This window comes from Alkalilacustris brevis (genome assembly GCF_003350345.1).
Classification (GTDB): domain Bacteria; phylum Pseudomonadota; class Alphaproteobacteria; order Rhodobacterales; family Rhodobacteraceae; genus Alkalilacustris; species Alkalilacustris brevis.
Genome location: NZ_QNVJ01000020.1, coordinates 124,577 through 150,456 on the forward strand (window position 1 = coordinate 124,577; position 25,880 = coordinate 150,456).

Annotated in this window: 26 protein-coding genes; 9 read left to right on the top strand and 17 right to left on the bottom strand. The window is 65.8% G+C overall.

Annotated elements, in window-relative coordinates; translation table 11 throughout:
* Positions 1 to 9 precede the first annotated feature (9 nt).
* Positions 10 to 528 (bottom strand): lactoylglutathione lyase, encoded by a 519-nt coding sequence (gene gloA, locus DQ229_RS03185; protein ID WP_114964824.1) that lies wholly within the window; start codon positions 526 to 528, stop codon positions 10 to 12.
* Positions 525 to 1,607 carry an A/G-specific adenine glycosylase gene (gene mutY, locus DQ229_RS03190; protein ID WP_114964884.1) on the bottom strand — a complete coding sequence of 361 codons (1,083 nt, stop codon included), beginning with the start codon at positions 1,605 to 1,607 and terminating at the stop codon, positions 525 to 527. Before mutY ends, gloA begins: the two co-directional genes overlap by 4 nt.
* A gap of 123 nt (positions 1,608 to 1,730) precedes the next feature.
* Between mutY and DQ229_RS03195 the strand changes: the two genes are divergently transcribed.
* The 3 genes from DQ229_RS03195 to DQ229_RS03205 are packed head-to-tail and all read left to right on the top strand — an operon-like array spanning position 1,731 to position 4,147.
* Positions 1,731 to 2,291, top strand: a complete 561-nt coding sequence (locus tag DQ229_RS03195) for a DUF721 domain-containing protein (protein WP_238380944.1) — start codon at positions 1,731 to 1,733, stop codon at positions 2,289 to 2,291.
* Positions 2,284 to 2,958 carry a DsbA family protein gene (locus DQ229_RS03200; protein WP_114964825.1) on the top strand — a complete coding sequence of 225 codons (675 nt, stop codon included), beginning with the start codon at positions 2,284 to 2,286 and terminating at the stop codon, positions 2,956 to 2,958. Before DQ229_RS03195 ends, DQ229_RS03200 begins: the two co-directional genes overlap by 8 nt.
* Positions 2,959 to 2,962: 4 nt before the next feature.
* Positions 2,963 to 4,147, top strand: a complete 1,185-nt coding sequence (locus tag DQ229_RS03205) for a CaiB/BaiF CoA transferase family protein (protein WP_114964886.1) — start codon at positions 2,963 to 2,965, stop codon at positions 4,145 to 4,147.
* A gap of 76 nt (positions 4,148 to 4,223) precedes the next feature.
* On the opposite strand, the gene lpxK is transcribed toward DQ229_RS03205, so the two are convergent.
* The 5 genes from lpxK to DQ229_RS03230 all read right to left on the bottom strand — a co-directional run bounded on the left by lpxK (position 4,224) and on the right by DQ229_RS03230 (position 10,567).
* Positions 4,224 to 5,243 carry a tetraacyldisaccharide 4'-kinase gene (gene lpxK / locus DQ229_RS03210; RefSeq protein ID WP_114964826.1) on the bottom strand — a complete coding sequence of 340 codons (1,020 nt, stop codon included), beginning with the start codon at positions 5,241 to 5,243 and terminating at the stop codon, positions 4,224 to 4,226.
* Positions 5,243 to 6,502: a 3-deoxy-D-manno-octulosonic acid transferase gene (locus DQ229_RS03215; protein WP_114964827.1), complete on the bottom strand. Its 1,260-nt coding sequence runs from the start codon at positions 6,500 to 6,502 to the stop codon at positions 5,243 to 5,245. Before DQ229_RS03215 ends, lpxK begins: the two co-directional genes overlap by 1 nt.
* Positions 6,503 to 6,800: 298 nt before the next feature.
* Complete coding sequence (locus tag DQ229_RS03220) at positions 6,801 to 7,598, bottom strand: 3'(2'),5'-bisphosphate nucleotidase CysQ (RefSeq protein ID WP_114964828.1); 798 nt, start codon at positions 7,596 to 7,598, stop codon at positions 6,801 to 6,803.
* The gene (locus DQ229_RS03225; protein WP_114964829.1) at positions 7,585 to 8,931 is read right to left on the bottom strand and encodes a TldD/PmbA family protein; all 1,347 of its coding nucleotides are present in this window, start codon (positions 8,929 to 8,931) and stop codon (positions 7,585 to 7,587) included. Before DQ229_RS03225 ends, DQ229_RS03220 begins: the two co-directional genes overlap by 14 nt.
* A gap of 136 nt (positions 8,932 to 9,067) precedes the next feature.
* On the bottom strand, positions 9,068 to 10,567 hold the full coding sequence (locus DQ229_RS03230; protein ID WP_155326429.1) for a hypothetical protein: 1,500 nt from the start codon (positions 10,565 to 10,567) through the stop codon (positions 9,068 to 9,070).
* 226 nt (positions 10,568 to 10,793) lie between these two features.
* Here DQ229_RS03230 and DQ229_RS03235 point away from each other — a divergent pair, with 226 nt between their 5' ends.
* Positions 10,794 to 11,282 carry a peroxiredoxin gene (locus DQ229_RS03235; protein ID WP_114964831.1) on the top strand — a complete coding sequence of 163 codons (489 nt, stop codon included), beginning with the start codon at positions 10,794 to 10,796 and terminating at the stop codon, positions 11,280 to 11,282.
* Between the two features lie 150 nt (positions 11,283 to 11,432).
* On the opposite strand, the gene DQ229_RS03240 is transcribed toward DQ229_RS03235, so the two are convergent.
* On the bottom strand, positions 11,433 to 12,194 hold the full coding sequence (locus DQ229_RS03240) for an alpha/beta hydrolase (protein ID WP_238380945.1): 762 nt from the start codon (positions 12,192 to 12,194) through the stop codon (positions 11,433 to 11,435).
* A gap of 89 nt (positions 12,195 to 12,283) precedes the next feature.
* Between DQ229_RS03240 and DQ229_RS03245 the strand changes: the two genes are divergently transcribed.
* Positions 12,284 to 12,745, top strand: coding sequence for an NUDIX domain-containing protein (locus tag DQ229_RS03245; protein WP_114964832.1), 462 nt, complete (start codon positions 12,284 to 12,286; stop codon positions 12,743 to 12,745).
* A gap of 29 nt (positions 12,746 to 12,774) precedes the next feature.
* Here DQ229_RS03245 and DQ229_RS03250 read toward each other — a convergent pair whose 3' ends face one another.
* The 4 genes from DQ229_RS03250 to trxB all read right to left on the bottom strand — a co-directional run bounded on the left by DQ229_RS03250 (position 12,775) and on the right by trxB (position 16,631).
* A complete protein-coding gene (locus tag DQ229_RS03250; RefSeq protein WP_114964833.1) occupies positions 12,775 to 13,167 on the bottom strand; it encodes a phage holin family protein in 393 nt (130 codons plus the stop codon).
* A gap of 5 nt (positions 13,168 to 13,172) precedes the next feature.
* Positions 13,173 to 13,499 carry an ElaB/YgaM/YqjD family protein gene (locus DQ229_RS03255; RefSeq protein WP_114964834.1) on the bottom strand — a complete coding sequence of 109 codons (327 nt, stop codon included), beginning with the start codon at positions 13,497 to 13,499 and terminating at the stop codon, positions 13,173 to 13,175.
* A 187-nt stretch (positions 13,500 to 13,686) separates the two neighbouring features.
* On the bottom strand, positions 13,687 to 15,393 hold the full coding sequence (locus DQ229_RS03260; RefSeq protein ID WP_114964835.1) for a bifunctional sulfate adenylyltransferase/adenylylsulfate kinase: 1,707 nt from the start codon (positions 15,391 to 15,393) through the stop codon (positions 13,687 to 13,689).
* 293 nt (positions 15,394 to 15,686) lie between these two features.
* Entirely contained in the window at positions 15,687 to 16,631 is a 945-nt protein-coding gene (gene trxB / locus DQ229_RS03265; RefSeq protein ID WP_114964836.1) for a thioredoxin-disulfide reductase, read from the bottom strand.
* A gap of 234 nt (positions 16,632 to 16,865) precedes the next feature.
* Here trxB and DQ229_RS03270 point away from each other — a divergent pair, with 234 nt between their 5' ends.
* The gene (locus DQ229_RS03270; protein WP_114964888.1) at positions 16,866 to 17,366 is read left to right on the top strand and encodes an Lrp/AsnC family transcriptional regulator; all 501 of its coding nucleotides are present in this window, start codon (positions 16,866 to 16,868) and stop codon (positions 17,364 to 17,366) included.
* 630 nt (positions 17,367 to 17,996) lie between these two features.
* On the opposite strand, the gene pgeF is transcribed toward DQ229_RS03270, so the two are convergent.
* Genes pgeF through lgt form a run of 3 tightly spaced genes read right to left on the bottom strand, consistent with a single transcriptional unit; the run spans position 17,997 to position 20,756 of the window.
* The gene (pgeF, locus tag DQ229_RS03275; RefSeq protein WP_114964837.1) at positions 17,997 to 18,752 is read right to left on the bottom strand and encodes a peptidoglycan editing factor PgeF; all 756 of its coding nucleotides are present in this window, start codon (positions 18,750 to 18,752) and stop codon (positions 17,997 to 17,999) included.
* The gene (locus tag DQ229_RS03280; RefSeq protein ID WP_114964838.1) at positions 18,749 to 19,837 is read right to left on the bottom strand and encodes a class I SAM-dependent methyltransferase; all 1,089 of its coding nucleotides are present in this window, start codon (positions 19,835 to 19,837) and stop codon (positions 18,749 to 18,751) included. The genes pgeF and DQ229_RS03280 overlap by 4 nt, the downstream gene beginning before the upstream one ends.
* Positions 19,838 to 19,844: 7 nt before the next feature.
* The gene (lgt, locus tag DQ229_RS03285) at positions 19,845 to 20,756 is read right to left on the bottom strand and encodes a prolipoprotein diacylglyceryl transferase (RefSeq protein ID WP_114964889.1); all 912 of its coding nucleotides are present in this window, start codon (positions 20,754 to 20,756) and stop codon (positions 19,845 to 19,847) included.
* A gap of 104 nt (positions 20,757 to 20,860) precedes the next feature.
* On the opposite strand from lgt, the gene DQ229_RS03290 reads away from it, so the two are divergent.
* Together DQ229_RS03290 and DQ229_RS03295 are read left to right on the top strand one after the other, a co-directional pair.
* Positions 20,861 to 21,142, top strand: coding sequence for an accessory factor UbiK family protein (locus DQ229_RS03290; RefSeq protein WP_114964890.1), 282 nt, complete (start codon positions 20,861 to 20,863; stop codon positions 21,140 to 21,142).
* A 227-nt stretch (positions 21,143 to 21,369) separates the two neighbouring features.
* Entirely contained in the window at positions 21,370 to 22,482 is a 1,113-nt protein-coding gene (locus DQ229_RS03295) for an AbrB family transcriptional regulator (protein ID WP_114964839.1), read from the top strand.
* Between the two features lie 10 nt (positions 22,483 to 22,492).
* Here DQ229_RS03295 and DQ229_RS03300 read toward each other — a convergent pair whose 3' ends face one another.
* Positions 22,493 to 23,119: an MlaC/ttg2D family ABC transporter substrate-binding protein gene (locus tag DQ229_RS03300; protein ID WP_114964840.1), complete on the bottom strand. Its 627-nt coding sequence runs from the start codon at positions 23,117 to 23,119 to the stop codon at positions 22,493 to 22,495.
* Positions 23,109 to 23,762, bottom strand: coding sequence for an MlaA family lipoprotein (locus DQ229_RS03305; protein ID WP_238380946.1), 654 nt, complete (start codon positions 23,760 to 23,762; stop codon positions 23,109 to 23,111). Before DQ229_RS03305 ends, DQ229_RS03300 begins: the two co-directional genes overlap by 11 nt.
* A gap of 286 nt (positions 23,763 to 24,048) precedes the next feature.
* On the opposite strand from DQ229_RS03305, the gene DQ229_RS03310 reads away from it, so the two are divergent.
* Entirely contained in the window at positions 24,049 to 25,785 is a 1,737-nt protein-coding gene (locus DQ229_RS03310; protein WP_114964891.1) for a type I secretion system permease/ATPase, read from the top strand.
* The last annotated feature ends 95 nt before the right edge of the window (positions 25,786 to 25,880 follow it).

Genomic DNA, 25,880 nt, shown 5'->3' on the forward strand with positions numbered 1-25,880 from the left:
GCACCGATTTCAGCGCCTGTTCCTGCCCACAAGCCCCTGCATCAGATCTGGCTGGACAACCTCGATCCAGTAGCCATCCGGATCCTTGATGAAAGCGATTTCCTTCATCCCGCCCTCGCCCAGACGCTTCTGGAATGTCACGCCCATCTCGTCAAACCGCGCGCAGGCCGCGGCGATGTCTGGCACCGCGATGCAGATATGGCCAAAGCCCTTGGGCGCGGAATTGCCCGAGTGCATTTCACTGCCGTCGCCCTCGCTGCCCCAGTTATGGGTCAACTCCAGCAACCCTGCGCGGCTGAAGGTCTGCGCAAGCGAGCCATCCGCCTGGTCGCCATGCCCGCGCGCCTGCAGGAAATAGAGGGTGAAGCGCGCCTCGTCGAAGTCTAGCTGCGTGACCAGCCGCATCCCCAGGACACCGCGGTAGAACGGCAGCGAACGCGCCGGGTCCTTGATGCGCAGCATCGTGTGGGTCAGCACGTAGTCTTCAGTCGGGTTGGGGGCCTCGGTCGGGTCGGGCGTGTCGGTCATTCTCGCGTCTCCTGTCTTGTTGCAATCGTCCCGGTCCCGGCAATCTCGCCGCACGCCAGATCATAGGCCTTGCGCATCACCGTGGGCAACGCGGCCGGGCGGAACTCGGCCGCGGCCAGGAAATGCCCGCGCACGGGCGCGGCGTCGGGGCCGACATCGGCCACATGCACGGCAAGGCGCAGGTGAAAATGGGTGAAGGTATGACGCACCTCTGCCGGCAGTTGCCACCAATTCGCCGCCAGCGGTGGCAAAGGGTCGGGCGCGTCCGACCAGTCTGACCCCGGCCAACCCAGCATTCCACCCAGAAGGCCATGCGCAGGGCGGCGCTCAACCAGCCAGGCTCCATCGCTGCGCCGCGCCAGATAAACATGCCCCAGGCGCACGGGCTTGGCCGATCTGGGCAGCTTTCGCGGCAATTCGGCCTGCCGCCCCTGCCCCCTTGCAACGCAATGCTGCGCCAGCGGGCAGATGCCGCAGGCCGGGTTGCGCGGGGTGCAGATGGTGGCACCAAGGTCCATGACCGCCTGGGCATGATCGCCGGGCCTGGCCCGCGGTGTGTGCCCGGCGGCCAGGCGCGTCAGTTCCGGCTTGGCCGTGGGCAGCGGGGTTTCCACCCCGTGCAGCCGCGCCATGACGCGCTCGACATTGCCGTCAACCACCGTTGCGGGCCGGTCGAACGCGATCGCCGCGATGGCTGCCGCGGTATAGGGGCCAATGCCCGGCAACGCGCGCAGTTCGGGCTCGGTATCGGGAAAGCGCCCGCCGTGATCGGCCACCACCACGCGTGCGCATTTCAGCAGGTTGCGCGCCCGTGCGTAATATCCCAGCCCCGCCCATTCACCCATCACCGCCGCATCCGGCGCGGCCGCCAGTGCCTCCACATGCGGCCAGAGCGTGGTGAACCTGTGGAAATAGCCCTTCACCGCGGCGACGGTGGTCTGCTGCAGCATCACCTCCGACAGCCAGACACGATAAGGATCGGGCATATCTCCCCGCGCGCGTTGCGCCGGGCCGACCCGCCAGGGCAGCACGCGCGCGTGGCGATCGTACCATGCCAGAAGTGGCCTCGCGAGCCGCAGTTCCTGCCCCTCGTCACACAAGTTTGAGCCTCCTGCCCGCAGGCTTTTGTATCTCGGCGCTGGTCATGGCCGCCATGACGTCTAGAATAGCCCAAGCGCCGCACATGAACAGGGGAAGCAGAGGTGAGTTCAAGGCCCGGATCGCAATTGCCCGGCAAACGCCGGACGCGCGGCTTTCAGCCCGCCGCCCGCCTTGTGCAGGAACGCATCCGCACCGCAGGAGAAGCGCGCGGCTTCGCGCTCTCACGCCTACTGACCCACTGGGATGAAATCGTCGGCAGTGAAATCGCCCGTATGGCCCGCCCGGTCAAGATGGGCTACGGGCGCGACGGGTTCGGCGCCACGCTGGTGCTGCTGACAACGGGCGCGGCCGCGCCGCTGGTGCAGATGCAGATCCCCGCGATCCGCGACAAGGTCAACGCCTGTTATGGCTATAACGCGGTCTCGCGCGTGGCCCTGACGCAGACGGCCGCCACGGGTTTTGCCGAGGCACAGGCAGCCTTTGCCCCGGCGGCAAGACCCGGCCCCGAGAACGCGGATCAGCCCGACAACACTGTGCTGGCGGCTGAGGTCGCAGAAGCCGCCGAGGGGGTGCAGGACGCCGCGCTTCGGGCAGCCCTTGAAGCGCTGGCACGAAACATCCTATCACGAGACCGCAGAAAGAAGGATTTTGCCGATGGATAGACGTGTGTTTCTGGCACTTGGCGCCGCGGGCGTTCTGGGCGCGGGCGGCTGGTGGCTGATGGCCCCGCGCGGCCCGCAGACCGTCCTGCCCGGTGTCGCCGATGCCCAGACCCCGGCCAATGGTGCCGCGCCCGATTTCGAGCGCGTGCCCGACATGGTGCGCGGCGATCCCGACGCCCCGGTCGAGGTGATCGAATACGCCTCGCTGACCTGTCCGCATTGCGCGAACTTCCACCGCAACGTCTATCCGCAGCTTGTCGAGAACTATATCGAGCCGGGGCTTGTGCGCTTTATCCACCGCGAGGTGTATTTTGACCGTTATGGCCTCTGGGCCGCGATGCTGGCGCGCTGCGGCTCCGAAAGCCGCTATTTCCCCATGCTCGACATGATCTACTCCACGCAGTCCGACTGGGCCGGATCCAGCGATCCGGCGCAGGTGGCCGAAAACCTGCGCGCCATGGGGCGCCGTTCGGGGCTGTCGAACGACCAGGTCGATGCCTGCCTTCAGGACGCTGAACAGGCGCAGGCGATGGTGGCGGTCTACCAGCACTACGCTTCGGAACACCAGATCAACTCGACGCCCTCTTTCGTGATCGACGGCGAACGTCACGGCAATATGAGCTATGACGATTTCGCCGCGCTGCTCGATGGCAAGCTTGGAGGCTGAGCGCTTGCCCGGCCCGCTGCACGGCCTTCGGGTGATCGAACTGGCGCGCATCCTGGCCGGCCCCTGGGCCGGGCAGACACTGGGCGACCTGGGCGCCGACGTGATCAAGGTCGAGGCGCCCGCCGGCGATGACACCCGCCGCTGGGGCCCGCCCTTCATCACCCACGAGGATGGCAGCCAAGAGGCTGCCTATTTCCATTCCTGCAACCGGGGCAAACGATCGGTCACCGCCGATTTCCGCACCCCGGAAGGACAGGCGCGCGTGCGCGATCTGGTGCAGGACGCCGATATCCTGATCGAGAACTTCAAGTTGGGCGGGCTGGCCAAATACGGGCTGGATTACGACAGCCTGCACGCGCTGAACCCGCGCCTGATCTACTGTTCAATCACCGGTTTCGGCCATACCGGCCCCTATGCGCATCGCGCGGGGTATGACTACATCATTCAGGGCATGTCGGGGCTGATGTCGGTCACCGGCCCAGCCGATGGCCAGCCCACCAAGGTGGGCGTCGCCGTGACCGACATCTTCACCGGCATCTACGCGGTGAACGCGATCCTGGCCGCGCTGCATCAGCGCCATGCCACCGGCCGGGGCCAGCATATCGACATGGCGCTGATGGATTCAGCCGTGGCAATCATGGCCAACCAGGCGATGAACTATCTTGCCACCGGCACCGCACCGGAGCGGCTGGGCAATTTCCACCCGAACCTTGCGCCCTATCAGGTGTTTCCCTGCGCCGACGGGCATATCATCATCGCCACCGGAAATGACGGGCAATATCAGCGGCTGTGCGCCATCTTGGGGCGCAACGACCTTGCCACTGCGCCGGAGTACCTGACCAACGCCGACCGGGTTGCCCGGCGCGAGGCGCTGTCAGATACCCTGTCGCAATGCACTTCGCGCTGGACTGCGGCAGAGTTGCTGGCCGCCTGCGAAGTCCAAGGCGTGCCCGCCGGGCCGATCAACGACATGGCGCAGGTTTTTGCCGATCCGCAGGTCAAGGCGCGCGGGCTGGAACTGGACATGGACGGGCTGAAAGGCGTGCGCTCGCCGTTCAATTTTTCCGAAGCCGGGGCCGTGGCCAGCCGCCCTGCCCCGCGCCTGGGCCAACATGATGCAGAAGTCGCCGCCGACCTGAGAGGCCGACCAGACGCACCGGCGGACGGCCCCGCAAAAGCCCATGGTTGAAGGTCAATAGCTAAACTAAAGGCCACAAACGCAAGGCGCGCGCCTTCTGCGGCAGCCCGGCGGCCAGAGGCCCCGCTCAATCTTGCGAACCCAGCCCCAGCCGCGCGAAGGCGGCATCAAGTGGCTGCCAATCCTTGATCTCCAGCCGCACCGGAAGCGTCAGCACCTTTGCGCGAAAGCGTGGCGGCAGGCGCACGGCATCCTTTTCGGTGGTGACAAGCTGTGCGCCCAGCGCCTTGGCTTCAAGCTCGAGCCGGGTCATCAGCGCCTCGGTCAGGGGCTGGTGATCTTCCAGCGCCTCGGCGCGGGCCATGATCACACCCTGCGCCTGCAAGGTCTGAAAGAATTTCTCGGGGTGGCCGATCCCGGCAAAGGCCAGCACGCGCAACCCCTCCCACGGCATACCGGTGGGCAAGGGCACCAACACCCCGCGCAGATGCGGCAGCGTGCCCAATGCCGCCCCCCAACGCTGCGCGAAACCAGCCTGCGCGGCCTCGGCACCGATCGACAGCACCATATCCGCCCGCGCCAGCCCCCTGGCCACCGGCTCGCGCAGCGGGCCTGCGGGGATCACCCGGCCATTGCCGAAGCCCCGCGCCGCATCCACCACGACAAGCGAGAGATCCTTGTGCACCGAAGGGTTCTGGAACCCGTCATCAAGAATGATGGCCCCGGCGCCCGCGGTCACTGCCGCGCGCACCCCAGCCGCGCGGTCACGGGCCACCCATGTGGGAGCGAAAGCGGCCAGCAGCAGCGGCTCATCCCCCACCTTCCCGGCCTCATCCCGGCGTGGGTCGACACGCACCGGCCCTTCGAGGCTGCCCCCATGCCCGCGGCTGACCACATGCACATCATCGCGCCCGAATTCGGCGGCGAGGTGCTGAAGCAGCGCAATCGCGGTGGGCGTCTTTCCCGCACCTCCGGCATTGAGATTTCCCACGCAGATCACCGGCACGCCGGCCCGCAACGCCCCCGCACCCCCGTGCGCCAGCCGCCGCGCAGTGCCCGCCGCGTAAAGCGCGCCCAACGGGGCCAGCAGGCGGGGCATCAAGCCCGGTGCTTCGGGCGGCGTGAACCAGAAACGGGGCGCGCGCATCAGGTTTCTCCGCCGGATGAATCGATAAGTTCGAAAATAACTTCGGCGGCACGGTCGGTCGCCTCGGTCCCGGTGGTTACGACCTCCCAGGCGGCACTGGCCAGTTGCGCCGCCCGGTCGGGGGCCAGAAGCTCGGTCACTGCCTCGGCAAGCGCGTCGGGGCCGGACACGCGGCGCGCACCCCCTGCGCGGCCCAGCCGCCCGAAGGCCAGCGCATGTGCCCCCGTAGCCGGACCGTGCAGCACCGCCGATCCCAGCGCAGCTGCCTCGCACGGGTCGCGCCCGGCAACCGCCTGCGCCGCCCCCGCATTGGATGTCAGCCCAAGCGTGCCGCCGACATAACAAAGTGGCGCAAGCCGATACCACAGGCCCAGCTCACCCTCGGTATCGGCAATGTAGACCTGATCTTCGTCGGCGGGTTCCTCATCGGCGCCCCGGCGGGCGGCGCGCAGCCCGGCCTCGCGCGCGGCCACGGTCAGGGCCGGCCCGCGCGCGGGATCGACCGGCACCAGGATCAACAGCAACCGATGCGCGATGCGCTGTGCTGCACGATGCGCCCGCAGGATTGCCACCTCTTCCGCCTGGGGCACCCCCACTGCAAGCCAGACGGGCCGCACCCCGAGTTGCCGGACCAGCACCTCGCGTTCGGCCGGGTTGCAATGCAGCACGCGGCACCCTTCGGCCAGCGGGCCGGTCACTTCCAGTGTCACGGGCCGCGCTCCGGCACGTCGAAAGGCCCTGAGCGCCGCCTCGTCCCGCAGCAGCGCGTGCCGCACCACGCGCAGCAGAGTCCGCTGCAGCCCCATCCAGGGCATCAGCCGCAAGCCGTCCAGTTGTGACGCACCCGCATTGACCAGAACCACCGGCACGCCGGCAGTGTCGGCCTCGTTGATCAGGACCGGGGGAAGCCCCCCCCCTCCAAGCACCAGCGCCGCCGGCTGCATCTGTGCGAGGACCTCGCGCAGTTGCACCGGATCGTCAGGCAGGGCTGGCCATACGGCAACCTCTGGCGGTAATGCGCCGGGGCCAGGGACGATATCACGCGGGTGGGTCAGCAGCAGGCGCAGTGGCGTTCGCCGTTGCTCGTCCAGCCGCCAGGCCAGCCCGGCCAGCACCCGAAACGCGCGTGCATCCTGCGCATGGAGCCACACCAGCGGCCCCGCCCCACCGGGCGAAGGCAACGCCAACGGCGCGCCGCCCTCGGCAGGGCGCCGCACGGCGGCCAGCAGCGAAAGCATGATCCCGAGTGGCTTAGACATGATCGCGACAGGCCCTTGAGGCAATTCCGAGAACAGGCATGCAAGCCCTTCGATCCGCAACCGCGCGCGAACGCAAGTTTACAGCTTTGCCGTATTTCAACAAAGCGCGGCAAAGCGCAGGCGGCGCGACAACCGGACAGGGCATTTCGCCAAGTCGCCGGGTAAGGGATACCAAGGGTGCAACATGGGGGCGATCTCCTGAGCGCGGGGTTTGCGGCACCCTAATCCACTGGCGATGCGGGTCAAGGCACCGGCGGGCAAGCGCGTTCCCGCCGCCCGGCGGCAGCGGGCTGGCACATCACTTGCGGCCAAGCCCCCTGAGAAAATCGGCATGAACCCCCGAAGACCCGGCCAGGAGGCCCTTGCTTGCCGGGTGCGGGCGATTGAAGACCAGCGCCTCGCCCAGCCGATCGGTCACACGCGCCCCCGCCTCGGTCGCTATAAGGGTTGCGGCGGCAATATCCCAGTCCCAGGTCTCGCGCAGGGTCGCCATGCCATCGAACCGGCCCTCTGCCACCAGGCAAAGCCGCCAGGCCAGCGAGGTGCGGAAATGCCGCTCGAAGGCAGGCAGGCCGCCGGGCCAGAGTTCGGGCGCAAGCTGCACGCGGCTGGCCAGAACCCGCGCGCCAAGCAACCCCTTGCGCGGCGGCGTGACGATCGGCCTGTCATTGAGCAGCGCACCACCCCCCTGCCGCGCCGAATAAGTCAGCCCCAGCAACGGCAGGTGCACCACCGCGGCCGTAACCTGCCCGCCGCGCACCAGGGCAAGCGCATGGGCAAAACCCTTGTCGCCTTCAAGAAACGCCCGCGTGCCGTCGATGGGATCGACGATGAAAAGCGCCTGCGCCCCGAGGCGCGCGGGGTCGTCTTCGATCTCTTCCGAAAGCCAGCCGAAGCCTGGGCGCGCCGCCAGCAGGCGGGCGCGCAGCATCCGGTCGATCTCAAGGTCGGCTTCCGATACCAGCCCCTGATTGCCGGGCTTGTGCCATTGCGCAACACCGGTGCCGAAATGCGCGGCCGCTATCGCTCCGGCCTCGTGCGCCGCCGCTTTCAGCAGCGCAAGGTCATCTTCGTCGCGCGCGCTATTCCCCGGCAATGGTCATGCCCTCGACCAACAGGCTGGGCACCTGCATCGGAATGTGCAGGCGCGCATCATTGGCCGGCACGAGGCTGCGCAACATGTCGCGCAGATTGCCCGCGATTGTGCATTCGTTGACCGGATAGGCGATCTCGCCCCGTTCCACCCAGAACCCCGAGGCCCCGCGCGAATAATCGCCTGTGGTCGGGTTCACCGTGGAACCGATGAGCGATGTCACCAGCAGCCCGCTCCCCATTTCGCGCAGCAGCCCGGCGCGGTTCGTGTCGCCCTGGGTCAGGAGCACATTGGAAATTCCCGGTGCGGGCGGCGCGCCGACGCCGCGTTGCGCATTGGCGGTGCTTTCCATCCCCAGCTTGCGCGCCGTCGCCAGATCGAGCACCCAGCCCTGCAACACCCCGCCCGATACCAGCGCGCGGCGGGCGGTGGGCAACCCCTCGGCATCAAAGGCCCTTGAGCCGGAAACACGCGGGCGGTACGGGTCTTCGATCAGGTCCATATGTGCGGGCAGCAGCGCCTCGCCCAGCGCGTCACGCGCCCAGGAGGCCCCGCGCACGATGGCACTGCCGTTGATCGCGCCGAGCAGGTGCGCAATCAGCGAACCCGCCACACGCTCGTCATAGACCACCGGATAGGCGCCGGTCTTGGGGCGGCGCGCACCGGCGCGTGCAATCGCCCGCTCACCCGCGATACGGCCGATTTCGGACGGATCGGGCAGATCGGCCTGATAGACGCGGCCCTCGGCGTGCCAGTCACGTTCCATCCCGGTGCCTTCACCGGTAATCGCCACGCAGGAGGTCATGCGCGAACTGCGCGCATACCCGCCAGAAAAACCGTTGGTCGCCGCAAGATGCAGCCGGTTGCGCCCATACCCGGCCGAGGCCGATTGAACCTGCGAGACCCCGGCAACGGCCAGTGCGGCAACCTCGGCGCGGCGGGCGTCTTCTTCCAGTGCGGCCGGGTCTGGCTCGGGCGCGGGATCATCGAGTTGCAGCGCGGCCATATCCCAGGCGCGAGCCAGTTGCGACGGGGCGGCAAGGCCGACAGTCGCATCCTCAGGGGCCTCGCCGGCCATCGCAACAGCGCGGCGGGCCATCTCGGCCAGGGTTTCGGGGCGGGTATCCGATGCCGAAACACAGGCCTGGCGCTGCCCGATCAGCACCCGCAGGCCGATTTCCAGCCCCTCGGCGCGCTCTGCCTGCTCGAGGACTCCGCCACGCACATCGATTGAAAGCGATGTTCCCTCGACCGCCAGCGCATCGGCGGCGTCCGCGCCGGCACGGCGGGCCTCTGTCAGCAGGGCCTGGGCGAGGGTTTCAAGCTGGTCGGTCATCGGCGGCTCCCGTGGGGTTGCAGGCGCATGCCACCGAGGTAGAGCGCATCGCCCCGAGGTGCAAGGAGCACCCCCTGAATACAGTGGGCCGCCCGGTCAAATGAACGGGCGGCCCGGATACAGAGGATGCGCGGCCTTACTGAAGGCGCTGTCCGTTGGCCAGCACCGCGCCATCTTCGCGCACCTCGATCGTGCTGAGCAACTCATCCGGCGCATCACCGGGGCGGGTAAATAGCGCCAGCATCATCCGCGCGCCCATCGCCTCGTCATCGGCAACGGCGCCGATGGAGACCAGCGAATCGAGCAGCGTATTGCCCCCGCGCAAGGCAAGTTCCAGCACACCTTGCGGGCGCGGCACACCCGGGATGGTATCGAAATCGTCAAAGTCAAAGGTGAACGCACCTTCGCCCGTCAGTTCCGCCCCGGCAAAACGCACGAGAAGCTGGTTCAGGGTGAGCGATTGCAATTCCCCCAGCGCTTCGGGCCCTGCCATCATGGCCATCATCGCCGCCTCTTCCGAGAAGAGGTCGTTCTCAAGCAGGGCCGCACCGACAAGATCCAGAATGATGGTCGCGGGGCCGCGGGTCAGTGCGCCGCCCGGATCGGCAAAGTCCCAGACATCATCGCTGACCGTGGCATCGACGACACGGAGCGATAGCGACACGTCCTGCGGCTCGGGCCGGGCCGAAAGCGGAAGCGCCACGCCGAAGCCGGTTTCGCGGGTGGTCAGGCTGACGGACGGAAAGGGAATCTCATCGCCCGAGGCGTTCAGTTCGCCATTGCGGCTGGAAAACGAGAACGCGATTTCATCGCTGTTGAGCACGAAACGCATTGCCCCGTCTGACGAACTGCCCGACACCTCCGAGCGGCTGCCCCATTCCTCCATATCGAAACTGTAGCGCGCGGTATCGAAGCCGAAGCTGGATTCCAGCGCAAAGCCCGCCCGCAACGCGGCGGCAGGATCATCCTCCATCTGCGCAAGTGCCTGGCCGGTCAGCGCCATCCGCGCACCCGAGACGCTGTAGAAAGCGTCCAGGTCGGTCCATTCGTCGAGCACGCGCATCACCAGGTCGGCCGCGCGCGCCTCAAGTGTCACCGATGTCTCGCCGTCAGGGTCATGCGGGATCGCGTAGGAGCCCGTGACACCGGAAAGCCGCACCGCCACATCCAGTTCTTCGGGCGCATCCTCGCCGGTGAACTCAAGCACCTCCATCTCGAATTCAGGGGCGCGAAGGTTGTATGAAATACCGTCGGCGATCTCGGATGCGATCAGACGCATTGACGGATGGCTGACTCCGATCAGCACGGTTTCATCGGTGGCACCGACCAGGCGCATCGTATAGCTGTCGCTCATGGTCACCAGAACCGTGCCGTCGGACTGCTCATCGAAGGTGATGCGGTCGATCATGAGCGACAGGCTCGCCTCTTCGATCATGCCGGAGATCGCGACATCCTCGACAACCAGCGCGCTTGCGTCACGAGTCTCGCCCGCCGCCTCCATCTGCTGCCCCGAGGTCGCAACATATTCCTGCCAGGACTGCCAGACGGCCTCCGCACTCAAATCGGCCTGGGCCGCTCCGCCCCATGCGATGACCGAGGCCGCCACGGCCGAGGGGATCATTCTTATATACGACATGCTGTGTCCTTTCCGGCAAAAACTTTCGGGTGATGATCCTTGCGGCCAATGGGCTGGTCAAGTGAATTTCTGGCACTTGACGCGCAACAGTAAAACGCCCGACCGCTTTCTTCGGCCGGCAGCCCCGCACGGATCAGGACAGGAATGGCCGATTATTGCTGGCCAGCCCGCCCTGAACATCTATATCCGGACAACGCCACACTGCAACCATACAAGGACAAGCCATATGCCGATATCCGAAGGGGCGCGCCTGCCCGATGCCACGCTACTTCAGATCGGGGCAGAGGGGCCCGAGTCAATCGAACTGGCCAGCTTGTTGAAAGGCCGAAAGGTCATCATCTTCGGCCTGCCGGGGGCCTTCACCCGCACATGCAGCTCGGCACATATGCCCAGCATCGTCGCAAGCGCCGATGCGCTCCGCGCGCGCGGCGCCGATGAGGTGATCTGCCTGGCCGTCAACGACCCGTTCGTGATGGATGCCTGGGGCGAGGCCACTGGCGCAAAGGCCGCCGGCATCACAATGCTGGCCGATCCGGCCGGAGAGCTGGCGCAGGCGCTGGGCATCACTTTCAGCGCGCCGCCCGTGGGCCTGCTCAACCGGCTTCAGCGCTTCGCCATGATTGCCGAGGATGGCGTGGTCAGTGCGCTCATGCTGGAAGAGGAGCGCGGCTCCTGCGCCATATCGGGCGGTGCGGCGGTGCTTGAACGGCTGTAAGGCGTATATCCCCGCGTGCCCGCGGATCTTCCCGGCGGGCACGGGGCGCGACAGAAATTCGGTTTTTCACTGAAATACCGAATCTCTGCTGACTGCTGTTCTGCCGCAATTCCCGAGTCGCCAGTTGATCCCACCGGACTGGAAATCGCCTTACTCCTCAAGCAGCAACACAAGCGCCCCGCCAAGCGACAGATCCCTGTCGAAGGCCCCGTTCTCGATAAAGCCGACCACATGCGCCAGCACCAGCATGTTGAGCATCATGAAGGTGTGCGAAACCGGCAACACGATGTGATCGGTCATCCCTTCCAACCTTGTGCTCTCGACCGAGACCTTGCCGTCATCCGGCCCGTCGATGAACGCCGAATAGACCGGATTCAACGAAAAATCGCCGGCAATGATTCCCAGGTCGTAGTCAGGCTGCGGCAGGACATTGGGCATGCTGTCGGGATCGGTGCCCAGTTCCATTCCTGCCGGGCCGTTGATCCATTGGAAAGGCTCGAACTCGCCAAACACATCGACCAGTTCGGACCCCTGGTTGGGCGGGGCCATCATCACCACCCGGCCCATATGTTCCGGTCGCTCGTCAATCAGCCAGGCCCGCAGCAGGACGCCGCCCATCGAATGGGTCACGAAATGCACCCTGCGACCCGGTTCGCACTGCGCCACCGCGTCGCTGACATTGCTCACAAGCTCAAGAATCGATGCATCGCGCGAAGGATAACCACGATTCACCACCTGGTAGCCACGCAGCGCCAGCAACTCCTCGATGGCGATCATCGAAACCTCACTGCGCGCCAGGCCATGCAACAGCACCACGCAACTCTCCTGCGCCGCTGCCGCAGGCGAAGCCATGGGGGCGCAAGACATCAAGGCAAAGCCCAGCGTGGCAAACGGTGCGAAGAATCCCCTCATATGCTCAAGTTAAGCCGCTTTGTCCCATGAATCGAGAGGCCCCCACGCCGCTATGGACAGGCGGCGGGCAAAAAGGCGAGTGTATCGGCATGATCCAGCCGACGAGTATCCGCCTGGCCGTGCGCGCCGTGATCCTTCATGAGGGCCGGCTGCTGATCGTCAACGCCTTTCCAGGGATGGAAAGCGATCTGTGGTGTGCCCCCGGCGGCGGGGTCGAGCGCGGCACGTCCCTGCCCGAAAACCTGGCGCGCGAGGTGCACGAGGAAACCGGCCTGCGCATCGCCGTGGGTGTTCCCTGCCTCGTGAACGAGTTTCACGACCCTGAAAGCGGCTTTCACCAGTGCGACATCTACTTCCGCGCCGAGATCACGGGTGGCACCTTGCGCGACGACTGGCGCGACCCGGCCGAGGTCGTCAACCGGCGGCGTTTCGTCGATCGCGCAACCCTGGCCGGCCTGCGCTTCAAGCCTGACAGCCTGCCGCGCGTGGCCTGGGACCACGGCACGGCGGATGCGCCGCTTTACGACCCGCTTGAACCCATCCTGCGCTAGGCGGGCGGGCTGCCCTGCTGTGCCTCTTTTCAGCGACGCAACCTCATCGCCATGGTCAGGCCGAACAGGAAGGCCTCGATCAATGGCGGTGACTCGCCCTTGGGCGGCACATGCAGGCCGGCTTCGGCCATCGCGGCGCGCAGGGTCGCATCGCGCCGCGCGGCACGCTCGGCCAGTTCTTCGGGGCCGGGCTGCGGCGGCGCGGGCGGCCTGCGCCCGGCCAGAGCCATAAAGATCAGCCCGAGGCCCATGTAGGCCAAGCCGATGACAAGCGCCGCGAACAGCGGATCACGCAGCGCGGCCAGCGCGATGAACCCCGCCGCCGTCAGAAAGGCCAATCCGACGGTCAGCAGCAACACGGCCCCAAAGCCCAGCGCGGCGCGGCGCCCGGCATCTGCTATCGCCCTTTGAAAAGGAACCACGGCCGTTACTTCCGCGACATCAGCAGGCCGACCAGAAAGCCCAAGCCTGCAGCGATACCCATCGCCATCGCGGGTTTCTCGCGCACCAGTCGGTCGGCATCCTCGGCCAGCCCCTCGGCACGGGCGTGCAAGTGCTCATATTGTGCCTCGCCCTTGCGGCGCAATTCCTCGGCACGGGCGCGCAGGTCTTCGGCCACCGCCTCGCCTTGCGACAGGCCAAGCGCCTTGAGGGTTTCGGCGATATTGCTCAGATCGGCGCGCAGCGCGTCGACCTGCTTTGCGAGATCCTCGGTGCTCGGCTCTTCCGGCCCGGACTGCTTCTGACGTGCCATTTTCCGTCTCCTTGTGCAAAAACCCCGGCAAAGCGCCGTATCCCTGACAGATCAGCTAATCATCCAGGGCGTGTCAGACAACAGATAACCGGAAACATCACACCGCCGGACAGAAAAGCGCCCTGCTCCCGGACGGGAAGCAGGGCGGCATGAGACTACGGCCCGACTGGCTGGTTCATGGCACCGTTCAGGCGGCAATCAGGCCCATGCTCTCCAGCTTGAGCAGAACCTGCTGGGCGCAGTAATCGACATCGACATTCTCGGTATCGACGCGCAGTTCCGGATCTTGCGGCTCCTCATAAGGGTCCGAAATCCCGGTGAACTCCTTGATCTTCCCCTCGCGCGCCAGCTTGTAGAGCCCCTTGCGGTCGCGGCGTTCGCATTCGTCAAGACTTGTGGCCACATGCACCTCGACGAAGGCACCAAAGCCCTCGATCATCTCGCGCACCGCACGGCGGGTGGCCGTATAGGGGGCAATCGGCGCACAGAGGGCAATGCCCCCATTCTTGGTAATCTCTGAGGCTACATAGCCGATGCGGCGGATGTTGATGTCGCGGTGTTCCTTGGAAAAGCCCAGCTCCGACGACAGATGCTTGCGCACGACGTCGCCATCGAGCAGCGTGACAGGGCGGCCGCCCATTTCCATCAGTTTGACCATGAGCGCATTTGCGATGGTCGATTTGCCCGACCCCGACAGCCCTGTGAAGAACACCGTGAACCCCTGGCGGTGGCGCGGGGGAAAGCGATAGCGCAATTCGGCCACCACCTCGGGAAACGAAAACCATTCGGGGATATCGATCCCCTCGCGCAGGCGGCGGCGAAGCTCCGTGCCCGAGATGTTGAGCACGGTCAGGCCTTCCTCGATCTCGTCCGCGGGTTCGTACTGGGCGCGTTCCTGCACATAGACCATGTGCTTGAAATCGACCATCTCGATGCCGATTTCCTCGGCGTGGTCGCGAAACAGCTCCTGCGCGTCATAGGGGCCGTAGAAATCCTCACCCGCCGAGTTCTTGCCGGGGCCTGCATGGTCGCGCCCGACGATCATGTGGGTGCAGCCATGGTTGCGCCGGATGATCCCGTGCCAGACGGCCTCGCGCGGGCCGGCCATGCGCATGGCAAGGTTGAGCAGGCTCATATGCGTGGTCGAGGCCGGATACTTGTCGAGCACTGCCTCATAGCAGCGCACGCGGGTGAAGTGATCGACATCGCCGGGCTTGGTCATGCCCACCACCGGGTGGATCAACAGGTTTGCCTGGGCCTCCTTGGCGGCGCGAAAGGTCAGTTCCTGATGCGCGCGGTGCAGCGGATTGCGGGTCTGGAACGCCACCACCCTGCGCCAGCCCATCTTGCGAAAGAAGGCGCGCAACTCATTGGGCGTGTCGCGCCGGGCGCGGAAATCGTAATGGATCGGCGGCTGGATTCCGGTGATCGGCCCGCCCAGGTAAACCGCCCCGGCCGTGTTGTGCAGATAGTTCACCGCCGGATGTGCCAGATCATCGGCACCGAACACCTTTTCGGCCTCGCGCGTCTTTTCGGGCACCCATTTGTCGGTGACCGACATGATAGCAAGGATCACCCCCTCGGCATCGCGCAGGGCGATATCCTGCCCCGGCTCAACCGTTCCGGCAAACTTCTCGGACACATCCAGCGTGACGGGCATCGGCCAGAGCGCGCCATCGGCCAGGCGCATGTCGTCGACGACGCTGTTGTAATCGGCCTCGCTCAGGTAGCCCTTGAGCGGATTGAACCCGCCGTTCATCAACAGCTCCAGGTCGCAGACCTGCCGCGGCGTCAGATCCCAGGAGGGCAGATCGCCCGCCTCGGCCTTCAGCTTCTGCGCGCTCTCGTACGAGACATAAAGTTCCGGAATCGGGATCGAATTGCTGTGGGTCATCGCGCTTACTCTCAGTCGGACATCGGCTTTCGCGGGGGGCCTGTGGCCTGTTCGGTGGCGGGGCTTAGGCCGCTTATCAGGACAATTTCAAGCAAAGGTGGAACAGTCGCGGCGATTTAAGGACAAAATCTTATCAAACCTGCGAAGATCGCGCGATCGGACCAGATTTGCCGTAATCGCGCGCTTCGTGTTCAGCTCGGGCGCACAACTGCGGCTGGCGGCTGCCTTCGGCGAGGATATTTTTGCCAAGAAGACGGACAGGCGCGGCCCCCGATACCGCGTGGCCCGGGGAATCAGCCCTCCTGCGCGGCCAGGAAACGTTCGGCGTCCAACGCGGCCATGCAGCCCATGCCCGCACTTGTCACGGCCTGGCGGTACACATGATCGGTGATGTCGCCCGCGGCAAAAACGCCGGGGGTCGAGGTTTCGGTGCTGCCGGGTTTGACCTTGACGTAGCCGCCATGGTGCAGCTCAAGCTGGTCCTTGACCAGTTCGCTGGCCGGGGCATGGCCGATGGCCACGAAAAAGCCCGCGCAGGGTATATCGGTGGTTTCCCCCGTAGTGACATGGCGTGCCCGCACCCCGGTCACGCCGAGCGGATCGTCATCGCCCAGCACTTCCTCCACAGTATGGTTCCACAGCACTTCGATCTTGGGATTGCGGAAAAGCCGGTCCTGCATGATCTTTTCGGCGCGCAGCTCGTCGCGGCGGTGGACCAGCGTCACCTTGCTGGCGAAGTTGGTCAGGAAAAGCGCTTCTTCCACGGCGGTATTGCCGCCGCCGATCACCACGATCTCCTTGCCGCGATAGAAGAACCCGTCGCAGGTGGCGCAGGCCGACACGCCAAAGCCCTTGAAACGTTCTTCCGATGGCAGGCCCAGCCATTTCGCGCGCGCCCCGGTGGCAAGGACCAATGCGTCGGCCGTATAGCGCGTGCCGCTGTCACCGGTCGCGGTGAAAGGCCGTTGCGAAAGGTCGAGCGAGACGATCAGGTCCGACGCGATCTCGGTGCCCACGGCCCGGGCATGGGCTTCCATGCGCTGCATCAGTTCGGGCCCCTGCACTTCGGTGTCGCCCGGCCAGTTTTCCACATCCGTGGTGGTGGTCAGCTGGCCGCCCGGCTCCATCCCCTGCACCAGCACGGGCTCTAGCATGGCGCGGGCGGCGTAGACGGCGGCAGTGTAGCCCGCAGGCCCCGACCCGATGATGAGAAGCCTCGTGTGGCGCGTGTCGCTCATGGAACCTGTCCTTTATCTTCTATCTTCGGTTGTTCTGTGCTTTGCTGCATCTGTTGTGCCTCATGGCAAAACGCAATAGGGCCGGAAAGGCAAGATTGTCGCGGCACCGGGGTCCGCGGCACAACCGCAAATCGGCGAAAAATATTGCGCATGCGCGAAACAATATTGCGCCAGGCAGCAACTGCGCATACATTCCCGAAAAATCATCGCCGCATGAACAAAGGATGCCGCTTGATGCCGGGTTCTAAACTCGATCCGATCGACCGCAAGATTCTTGCTGAACTGCAGGCTGACGGGCGCATGACCAATGTGGAACTGGCCCGCCGTGTCGGGATCTCGGCACCGCCCTGCCTGCGGCGGGTGCGCACATTGGAAGAAGCGGGCTATCTGCGTGGCTATCACGCCGCGGTCAACAGCCGCGCCCTGGGGTTCGAGGTGCAGGTCTTTGCCATGGTCGGGCTGCACAGCCAGGCCGAGGCGGACCTGTCGGCCTTCGAGCAGCGCTGCCGCAACTGGCCGCTTGTGCGCGAGTGCCACATGCTCAACGGCGAGATCGATTTCATCCTCAAATGCGTGGCGCCCGATCTTTCCAGCTTCCAGAGCTTCCTGACCGAGGAACTGACCGCCGCCGAGAATGTCGCCAGCGTGAAGACCAGCCTGGTGATTCGATGCGCAAAGGAAGCGCCCGGCGTTCCCTTCGAGGTGCTCGAGGCGAGGCTGGCCCAGGAGGCCTGACGCCCGCGCAGCACACAGAGCACCGCGCGGGCCGAAAACCACCATGGCAGAAAAGGAAAAGGCGGCCCCTGGCGTTGCGGACAGAGGCTCCGCACCAGTTGGCCGCCCTGACCGAGCGAAAATCCGAACTCTCCGTGAATCCTGCCCCGTCAATTCGGCTGCGCCGTCTCTTCACCGGGCAGGAACAAGAGACCTCGCGCAAATATGTTCAAACCGGCACGATGAAGTCAAAGTTTCTTCATGATTCGCGCCGCTGCAAAAACAGCGCCGGCAATGGCAGGCGCATTGTTTCCAGCACCACCCCAATCAGCAGGGAATGTTGGCGAATCGGGTGTGAAAAGGCCTCATGCACGCGCCGAGGCGGGCTGCCTTGCCTTGCGGGCGCGCCGTTTCCACGGCAGCGAAGGCGCGTTGCGGGCGCTTTCTTCGAGAACCCAGGCAAGCCAGCGGCGTTTCGGTTTCATGGCCAATTCTCCTGATCCTTGATGGCAGCGGCCCCGCTGCAATGGGGCGCCGTCTTTCATTCCGATGGTGCCGAGTGTCGCCCCGATCCCGGGCGCGGGCGAGGCGCCGATGTGGCGTTTGCAGGGAATTTCAGGTTCGGGGCCTTGCCTCTCGGCCCCGGCGAATTCACAGCCGGATCGCCGAGATCAGCCTGCCATAATCGGCCTGACCCTCGTGCAGGGAGCGACGGTAGGAATAGAAGAGCCGCGGGTCGGAATAGGTGCAGTGGCGGGTCCACTCAGCCTCGCCCACGCCGGCGGCGCGCAGCCGGTGCAACCCGAAAGAGGGCAGGTCGAACAACATCCGGTCGCCGTTTCCTTGCGCAAAGAAACGCACATTCTCAGCGTCGTCGGCCATGAAATCGTCAAAGAATTCAGGACCGACCTCATAGGCGCGCTGGCTGATGGTCGGGCCGATAACAGCGGTTATCGCCTCGCGCCGCCCGCCCTGCGCCACCATCGCCTCGACGGTTGCCTCGAGGATGCCATCCAGCGCACCGCGCCAGCCCGCGTGAACGGCGCCGATCACCCCGGCCTCGGCATCGGCCAGAAGAACCGGTTGGCAATCGGCTGTCAGCACGGTCAGTGCCAGGCCCGGCGTGGTTGTCACCATCGCATCGGCGCGCGGCGGATCTTCAAGCGGGGCATCCACGACCACCACCTCGGCCGAATGTACCTGATGCACCGCCACGAGATGCTCGGGCGGCAGGCCCATGGCCGCGGCCACGCGGTCGCGGTTGATCCGCACCGCCTGCGACTGGTCGGACGAGCCCGGCGCGCAGTTCAGCCCCGCAAACACCCCCGAAGACGCCCCGCCGCGCCGCGTGAAAAACCCGTGACGCAGGGGGGCAAGCAGATCGGACGTGAGGATTTCCAGTGTCATGATACCTCGGGCCAGGGGTCGAAACCGGGAGGTGGCGCCATGCCGCGCGGATGAATCGCCAGTGCCTTGAACAGGGTTCCCATTTCATCGGCATGGGTCAAGCGGCGAAATGCGGCCAGGTGGGATTGCCGCGCATCGCCCGTCAGGTCGCGTGCCAGCGCCTCGGCCCGCGCGGCGATTCCCAGCAGGCCCAGCAACACACCCTGCGGCACCATCGCGCCATGCGCCGCACCGGCATCGGCGGCAGCCTCGGCCAGCGCCTCGAAATCCACATGCGCGGTCAGGTCAGCTTCGCCGGGGTGGGCAAGCGGCGGGTCGGGCCGGTGGGCGCGCAACGCCTGCAACGTGTCGCCCAGGCTGCGCCAGTCTCCGTAATCAACGATCAGCGCCGCCCCCTGGCCATGGCGGGCAATACGCGCGCCCAGTTCGTGCATGATCGGCTGCGCGGCGGGGCAGAGTTCGACCAGATCGCCCTCGGCGGTGTCGGCAAGCCTGTGGTCGAGCATCTCCAGCGGCGCGACCGGGCCGAGACCGAAAACCAGATCTTCGCCCTCGACCCCCACCATGCGCTCGCGCCAACCCTGCCCGGCGCGCAAGAACTGCCGGACTGGCAGAGCATCGAAGAACTCGTTGGCCAGTAGGAATAGCGGCAAATCGGGCAGGTCGGCCAGATGATCGTGCCACTGTGGCGCATGGGCTGCCAGTGTTTCCGCCTGCCGGGCGCGCAGGGCGGGCGAGGCTTCGATCAGGTGCAGGCGCAGCGCCGCGTGAAAGCCCGGCACCTTGCGCGTGGCGCGCAGCATGTCGGCCATCAGCGTGCCGCGCCCAGGCCCCAATTCAGCCAGAACGAAAGGTGCGGGGGCGCCCTGCTCCAGCCAGCATTGCGCAAGGCAAAGGCCCAGCAACTCACCGAACATCTGGCTGATCTCCGGGGCGGTGGTGAAATCGCCCGCCGCGCCCAGCGGGTCGCGGGTGCTGTAATAGCCATGCTGCGGATGGAGCAGGCATTCGCCCATATAGTCGGCCACGGTGATGGGGCCGGTGGCGCGGATGCGCCGCAGAAGGATATCCCTGAGCGCAGTCATCGCCCGGTCAGCCCGCGCGCGGCGGCCCAGCCGGGGCCCCGCGCCGCGCCCAGAGGATCAGCCCCAGCCCCAGCAGGATCATCGGCAGCGACAGAAGCTGCCCCATGCTCAGCCCAAGATCGCCCAGCCGGATCACATGGCCCAGCGGGTTGTCGGGGGTGATGAACTGCGCATCGGCCTCGCGCCAGAACTCGACGACAAATCGCGAAAGCCCATAACCGGCAAGGAACACGCCCAGCGTCAGCCCGGGCAGCTTGAGCGCGCCGCGCCGCCAGACCAGCCAGGCCAGAACCAGGCCCAGCACCAGCCCCTCCAGCCCGGCCTCGTAAAGCTGGGTGGGATGGCGCGCACAAGGTCCTTCCCAACCCCAGGGGCAGGATTGCGCGGCCGGGCCGGGAAAGATCACCCCCCAGGGCATGGTCGTAGGCCGGCCCCAGAGCTCGGCGTTGATGAAATTGGCAATCCGGCCCAGAAACAGGCCCACCGGTACCGACACTGCCATGGCGTCGGCCAGACGCATCGGCGCGACACTGTGGCGCCGGGCAAACAGCCAGCCCGCCAGCGCCGCGCCCGCCAGCCCGCCGTGAAAGGCCATGCCGCCCTGCCAGATGAACAGGATCTCGACCGGATTTCGCAGGTAGTACCCCGGCTGATAGAACAGCACAAAGCCCAGCCGACCGCCAAGGATCACGCCGATGATCACCCAGGTGAGCAACCCCTCGACCATGCCCGGTGCCATTGGCGCCGCTTCGCGCCCCCATAGGACCGGGCGCTTCATCAGCGCGACCACGATCGCCCATGCGGCAAGAAACCCGGCAATATAGGCCAGCGCATACCAGCGCAGGGCAAATGTGAAGTTGCCGATCTCGATCGAGAATATCTCGGGCGAGATGTCGGGAAACGGGATCATGGCAAGCATCAAGGTCTCCTTCGGCCTCTCCTTCTCGCGCGGGTGGTGCGAAGTCAACCTTGTGATTCTCCGGGCGCGGGGGCATATCTGGAACAGGCATGACGGAGGATGCGATGCAGGGCCGCAACCGGTTTCTCGACGATATGGCACAATTGATGACCAATGCGATGGGCGTCGCCCAGGGCGCGCGCGAAGAGGCTGAAACCGCCCTGCGCTCGATGCTCGACCGATGGCTGGCTGATCGCGACTTCGTCACCCGCGAGGAGTTCGACGCCGTGCGCGCGATGGCCCAGAAAGCGCGCGAGGAGAATGAGGCGCTCAAAGCGCGGATCGAGGCGCTGGAAGCCTCGGCGAAACCCTCCGGCGCAGGCAGGAAATCCGGGAAAACGGACTGAGGCCTGGCGGGCCAGAGAACCGCGCCACATCACCATCGCCCGTGCGCCCGCCAGCCACCGCCGGATGCCTCCGGCGGGGATATTTTTGCCAAGAAGAAAGCAGGGCGGCCTTGCCCGGGCGGGCGGGCGGTGCGCGGGCGCGGGGCGCCCGGCATACGAAGGCATACGATGCCTCTGGCCCTTCCGGAAAGTTAGGCGTATCAATGACCTGAAGGAGCACGATACGCATGAAAATCGGCATTCCCGGATGGCGCTGGCTGGCGCATGTTGCCCTGATCTACGCAGGCGCGCTGATCTTCGGCGTGATTGCAGACTGGCTGAACCTTCCGCTGCCGTGGATGATCGGCGCGCTGGTTTTTTCCACCATCGTGCGGATGTCGGAGTTGCCGGTCGATGTGCCACGGTTTTCGCGCCCGCTCGGTCAGATGGTGATCGCATCATCGGTGGGGCTTTCTTTCACCCCCGACACCATCGCAGCGATGAGCGGGCTGGTGGTGCCGATGATCGCGGCGGCCCTCCTGACCGTGATTGGCGGCTTCCTCGTGGCCATGCTGCTCATGCGGCTTGCGCATATCGACGTGGTTTCGGCAAGCCTGGCGTCGGTTCCGGTGGGGCCAGTCGAGACAGCCATACTGGCGCAAAAGCACGGGGCCGCACCGGGGCCGGTGGTCTTTGCGCAGGTGTTGCGCATCATGATCCTGGTGCTTTTCATCCCGCCGATCATCGTTGCCGTGCAGGGTGGCGTCGAAGATACCAGTGCTGCGCTCCGCGCCATTCCCTGGAGCATTTCGGGCGCACTGAGCATGTTCGTGCTGGCCGCGCTGGGCGCAGCCGGAGCGCGGTTGCTGCGCATTGCCAATCCCTATTTCCTAGGGCCGCTCGCCGGGGCGGCGCTGGGCGCGGCGCTGAGCCTGCCGATCACCGCCTATCCCTATCCGATGCTGGCCGGGGCGCAGGTGTTTCTCGGCGTCTGGCTGGGTGCGGTGTTCGACCGCGATCTGCTGCGGCGGGCCGGAAAGTTCATTCCCGCCGCATTTCTGAGCACGGTACTGATGATCCTCTACTGCGCCGGGCTGGGGCTGGCGCTGAGCTGGATCACCGGCATCACCTGGCCGGTGATGATCCTGGCGACCGCGCCGGGCAGCATCACCGAGATGGCCCTGACCGCAAAGATCCTGCAGGAGGGCGTGGCGGTCGTCACGGCCTTTCACATCGTGCGTGTCTTCATCATCATGCCATCGGCGCCGCTGATCTTCGGGGTGACAGCGCGCGTTGCCAGGCGTTACGGCCTGGGCCCGCCGGACAACGGCACGGGCGAGGTGCCGGACAGCAAAAGGTAAGTTCGCCCGGTCAGCCCATGCCGCGCAGATCGGCGATCAGCCGGTCGATATCGCCGCGCCGCTGGTCGAGCATGGCGCCGATTTCCTCGCGCTCGACGGCAAGCATGCTCACGCCCTCGATGACCATGTTGAAAAACAGGTTGCTTCCGCTGCGGTCCGAGACATGCCAGCGCACTTCGTAAGGCGGCTGACCGACCAGCGCGGCGGTGCTGACCACCTCGATGAAATTGCCCAGGTCGCGCGCGCCCGAGATCGAGAACCGCGCGCCGATCAACTCGCGGAAGCGGCGGCCGTATTTGCGGGCCATGTAGCCGCGAAACGCCGCTGTGAAAGCCGAAATCTGCGCCGTGCTCGCGGTCCGCGCCGAAGGCCCCAGCACCGAACGCGCGATCACGTTCACATCGGCATAGCGGGTAAAGACCTGCTCGAACTCGGCCAGCATGGCGGCTTCGGACCGGCCCGAATTGATGATCCCCATGATCTCGGACAAGACCTGCTGGACCAGCGCCTGTGCCGCGGCGGGGTTTGCCGCGCGAGCGGGCCGCAAGGCCGATGCCCCGGCACCGAAGGCCGCAAAGCCCGCCAGGCGGGTCAAGAACTGGCGGCGCGGTGTGCGAGGCAGATCGTCAATCGCCATAAAGTTCCTCATACGGGTCGAAGTAGGTGGTGAAGGACTCGTCTCCAAGCTGGAAGCGACGGCTCTGCAGATAGATCAGCCGCGCCTGGGCGTAGCTGTCAGCACTTTCATATAGGGTCGAGTCTATCAGACCGGAATACTCGTAACGATCTCCGATCAGTGCCCCGAACCGGCTGCCGAAGGCAAGGCCGCGCGCATCCCGTGGCAGCAGGATCCGCACCGGATCAAGCGCGATATCGGCGACGAAACCGACTGCGTCACGCTCGGTCGAGGGGCCGATGAACGGCAGTTCCAGATAGGCGCCTTCGGGCGCACCCCATACATGCAGGGTTTCCCCGAAATCGGTCGGGCGTCCGTGCAGGCCGAATTCGGTCGCCGGATCAAAAAGCCCGGCCAGGCCGAGGGTCGAATTGATAAGGAAGCGGAAGGTGTTCTCGACCACGGCATCGGGCCGGCCCTGTAGCAGGCTGTTCACCGCCGCGCCGGGCAGCGACAGGTTGCCGGCGAAATTGCCCACCGCGCGGCGCACGGGTTCGGGCACGGTTTCGCCATAGGCATGGGCGCTGCGCCTGAGCAGGGCGGTATCAACGGCCCGATTCTCTGCGTGGCGCGCGCGGTTTTCGGCTTCATAGGGGTCCCACACCTCAACCCCCAGTGGTGCGGGCGAACAGGCTGCGACCAAACCCAGTAAAAACATGGCAAAAAAGCCCGGCACCAAGCTCCTGACATCAACGAAATGATTTCTCAACGCACCAGGTTTCATATAATCCTGTTCAGGTAACAAAGGTGATTGCCATTGCATTCAGGGCATTGCTGGGCTGGGCCGGGGTCTTTCCGGCATCGTGACAACCTAGGGCGCACATCAGGGTGGTGCAAGTTTCCCGGTGGCGGATTGTCGCGCGCCATCTGCCGAAGGGATGGGCTGGAGCATGAAGAGGGCTGAAAACACAGCAGGCCGCAGGGAACTGCGCGAGACCAGAAATCAGCATCGCGCCCTGTTTCTGGGTGTGTTGCTGTTCAGTATCTTCGTGAACCTGCTGATGCTCACCGGTCCGATCTTCATGCTGCAGGTCTATGACAGGGTGCTGAGCAGCAGGTCGGAGGCGACGCTGGCGGCGCTGATGATGCTTGTGGTGTTCCTTTATCTGGCAATGGGGTTTCTGGATTACGCCCGTGGGCGCGTCACTGCCCGGATCGGCGCCCGCTTTCAGGATCGGCTGGACCGGCGCGTGTTTTCCGCCGCACTCTCGCGCAACGCCGCGCGGCCAAACGACCCGCTCGCGCTGGCCGCGCAGCGAGATCTGGAAGCGATCCAGCGGCTGCTGTCATCGCCGACGCTGCTGGCGTTCTTCGATCTGCCATGGACGCCGATCTTCATCTTCGCGATCTTCATCTTTCATCCCTGGCTGGGCTGGCTTGCGGTGGCGGGGGGCGGGCTACTGGTGATCGCCGCCTTGCTCCATCAGCGCCTCACGCGCGAACCGATGGCGCAGGCCAATGCCGCATCCGCCCGTGCCGAGCGCCTTGCCGAACAGATCAAGGACGAGGCCGACCTGGTGCGCGGGCTGGGGATGCGGGGGCACGGATTCGCCCGTTGGCAGGCAGCACGGCGCCGCGCCCTGGGTGACACCATTGCCCTGAGCGACCGCAGCGGCGGCTTCACCGCGTTTTCCAAGGCGTTCCGGCTGTTCCTGCAATCGGCGATGCTGGGCCTCGGGGCCTATCTGGTCTTGCAAAATCAGCTTACGCCCGGCGCGATGATTGCGGGCTCCATTCTGCTGGGGCGGGCGCTGGCGCCGGTCGATCAGTCGATTTCACAATGGGGTGTCATGCAACGTGCGCAGGAAGGCTGGGCGCGGCTGGGCGAACTGCTGACGGCCGAGCCTCCGCAAAGGCACCCCACGCCGCTGCCCCGCCCGCGCGCCCTGCTCGAGGCGCAGGGGCTGACCGTGGTGCCCCCCGGCGAGCGGCAGGCATCACTACGCATGTTGTCCTTCCGGCTTGAGCCGGGGCAGGCACTGGGCGTGATCGGGTCAAGCGGTGCGGGAAAATCGACACTGGCGCGCGCCCTGATCGGCGTCTGGCCTGCGGCCAGCGGCAAGGTGCGGCTCGATGGCGCGGCCCTTGATCAATACGACCCCGATGTGCTGGGCGCATTGATCGGATACCTGCCGCAGCAGGTCACACTGTTTGATGGCACCATTGCCGAGAATATCGCCCGGCTCTCCCCACGGCCCGACCCCGAGGCAGTGGTGCGCGCCGCCAAACGCGCCGGGGCGCATGACCTGATCGTGACACTGCCTCAAGGATATGACACGCCGGTCAGCCAGCACGGAAGCAAGCTTTCGGGCGGGCAGACCCAGCGGATCGGGCTGGCCCGCGCGATGTATGGCGACCCGGTCATCCTGGTCCTCGATGAGCCTAATGCGAACCTGGACAATACCGGCTCGGCCGCGCTGAACGCAGCAATCCGCGAAACCAAGGCCGCGGGAAACTCGGTTCTGATCATGGCCCACCGGCCCGCCGCCATCCAGGAATGCGACATGTTGCTGGTGCTGGAAGGCGGGATGCGCAAGGCCTTCGGCCCGCGCGACGAGGTGCTGCGCGAAACCGTGCGCAACCACACCGACATCTTGCGCAATGCCGGCCCCGGAGGAGTGTCATGAAAGAGTATTCCAAAGGTCCGGCCCTGTCTGGCAAACTGCCCGGCGATGCTTTGCCCGGGCCTGTCCGCCTCGATCCTGCGGCGCCTGCGGATGTG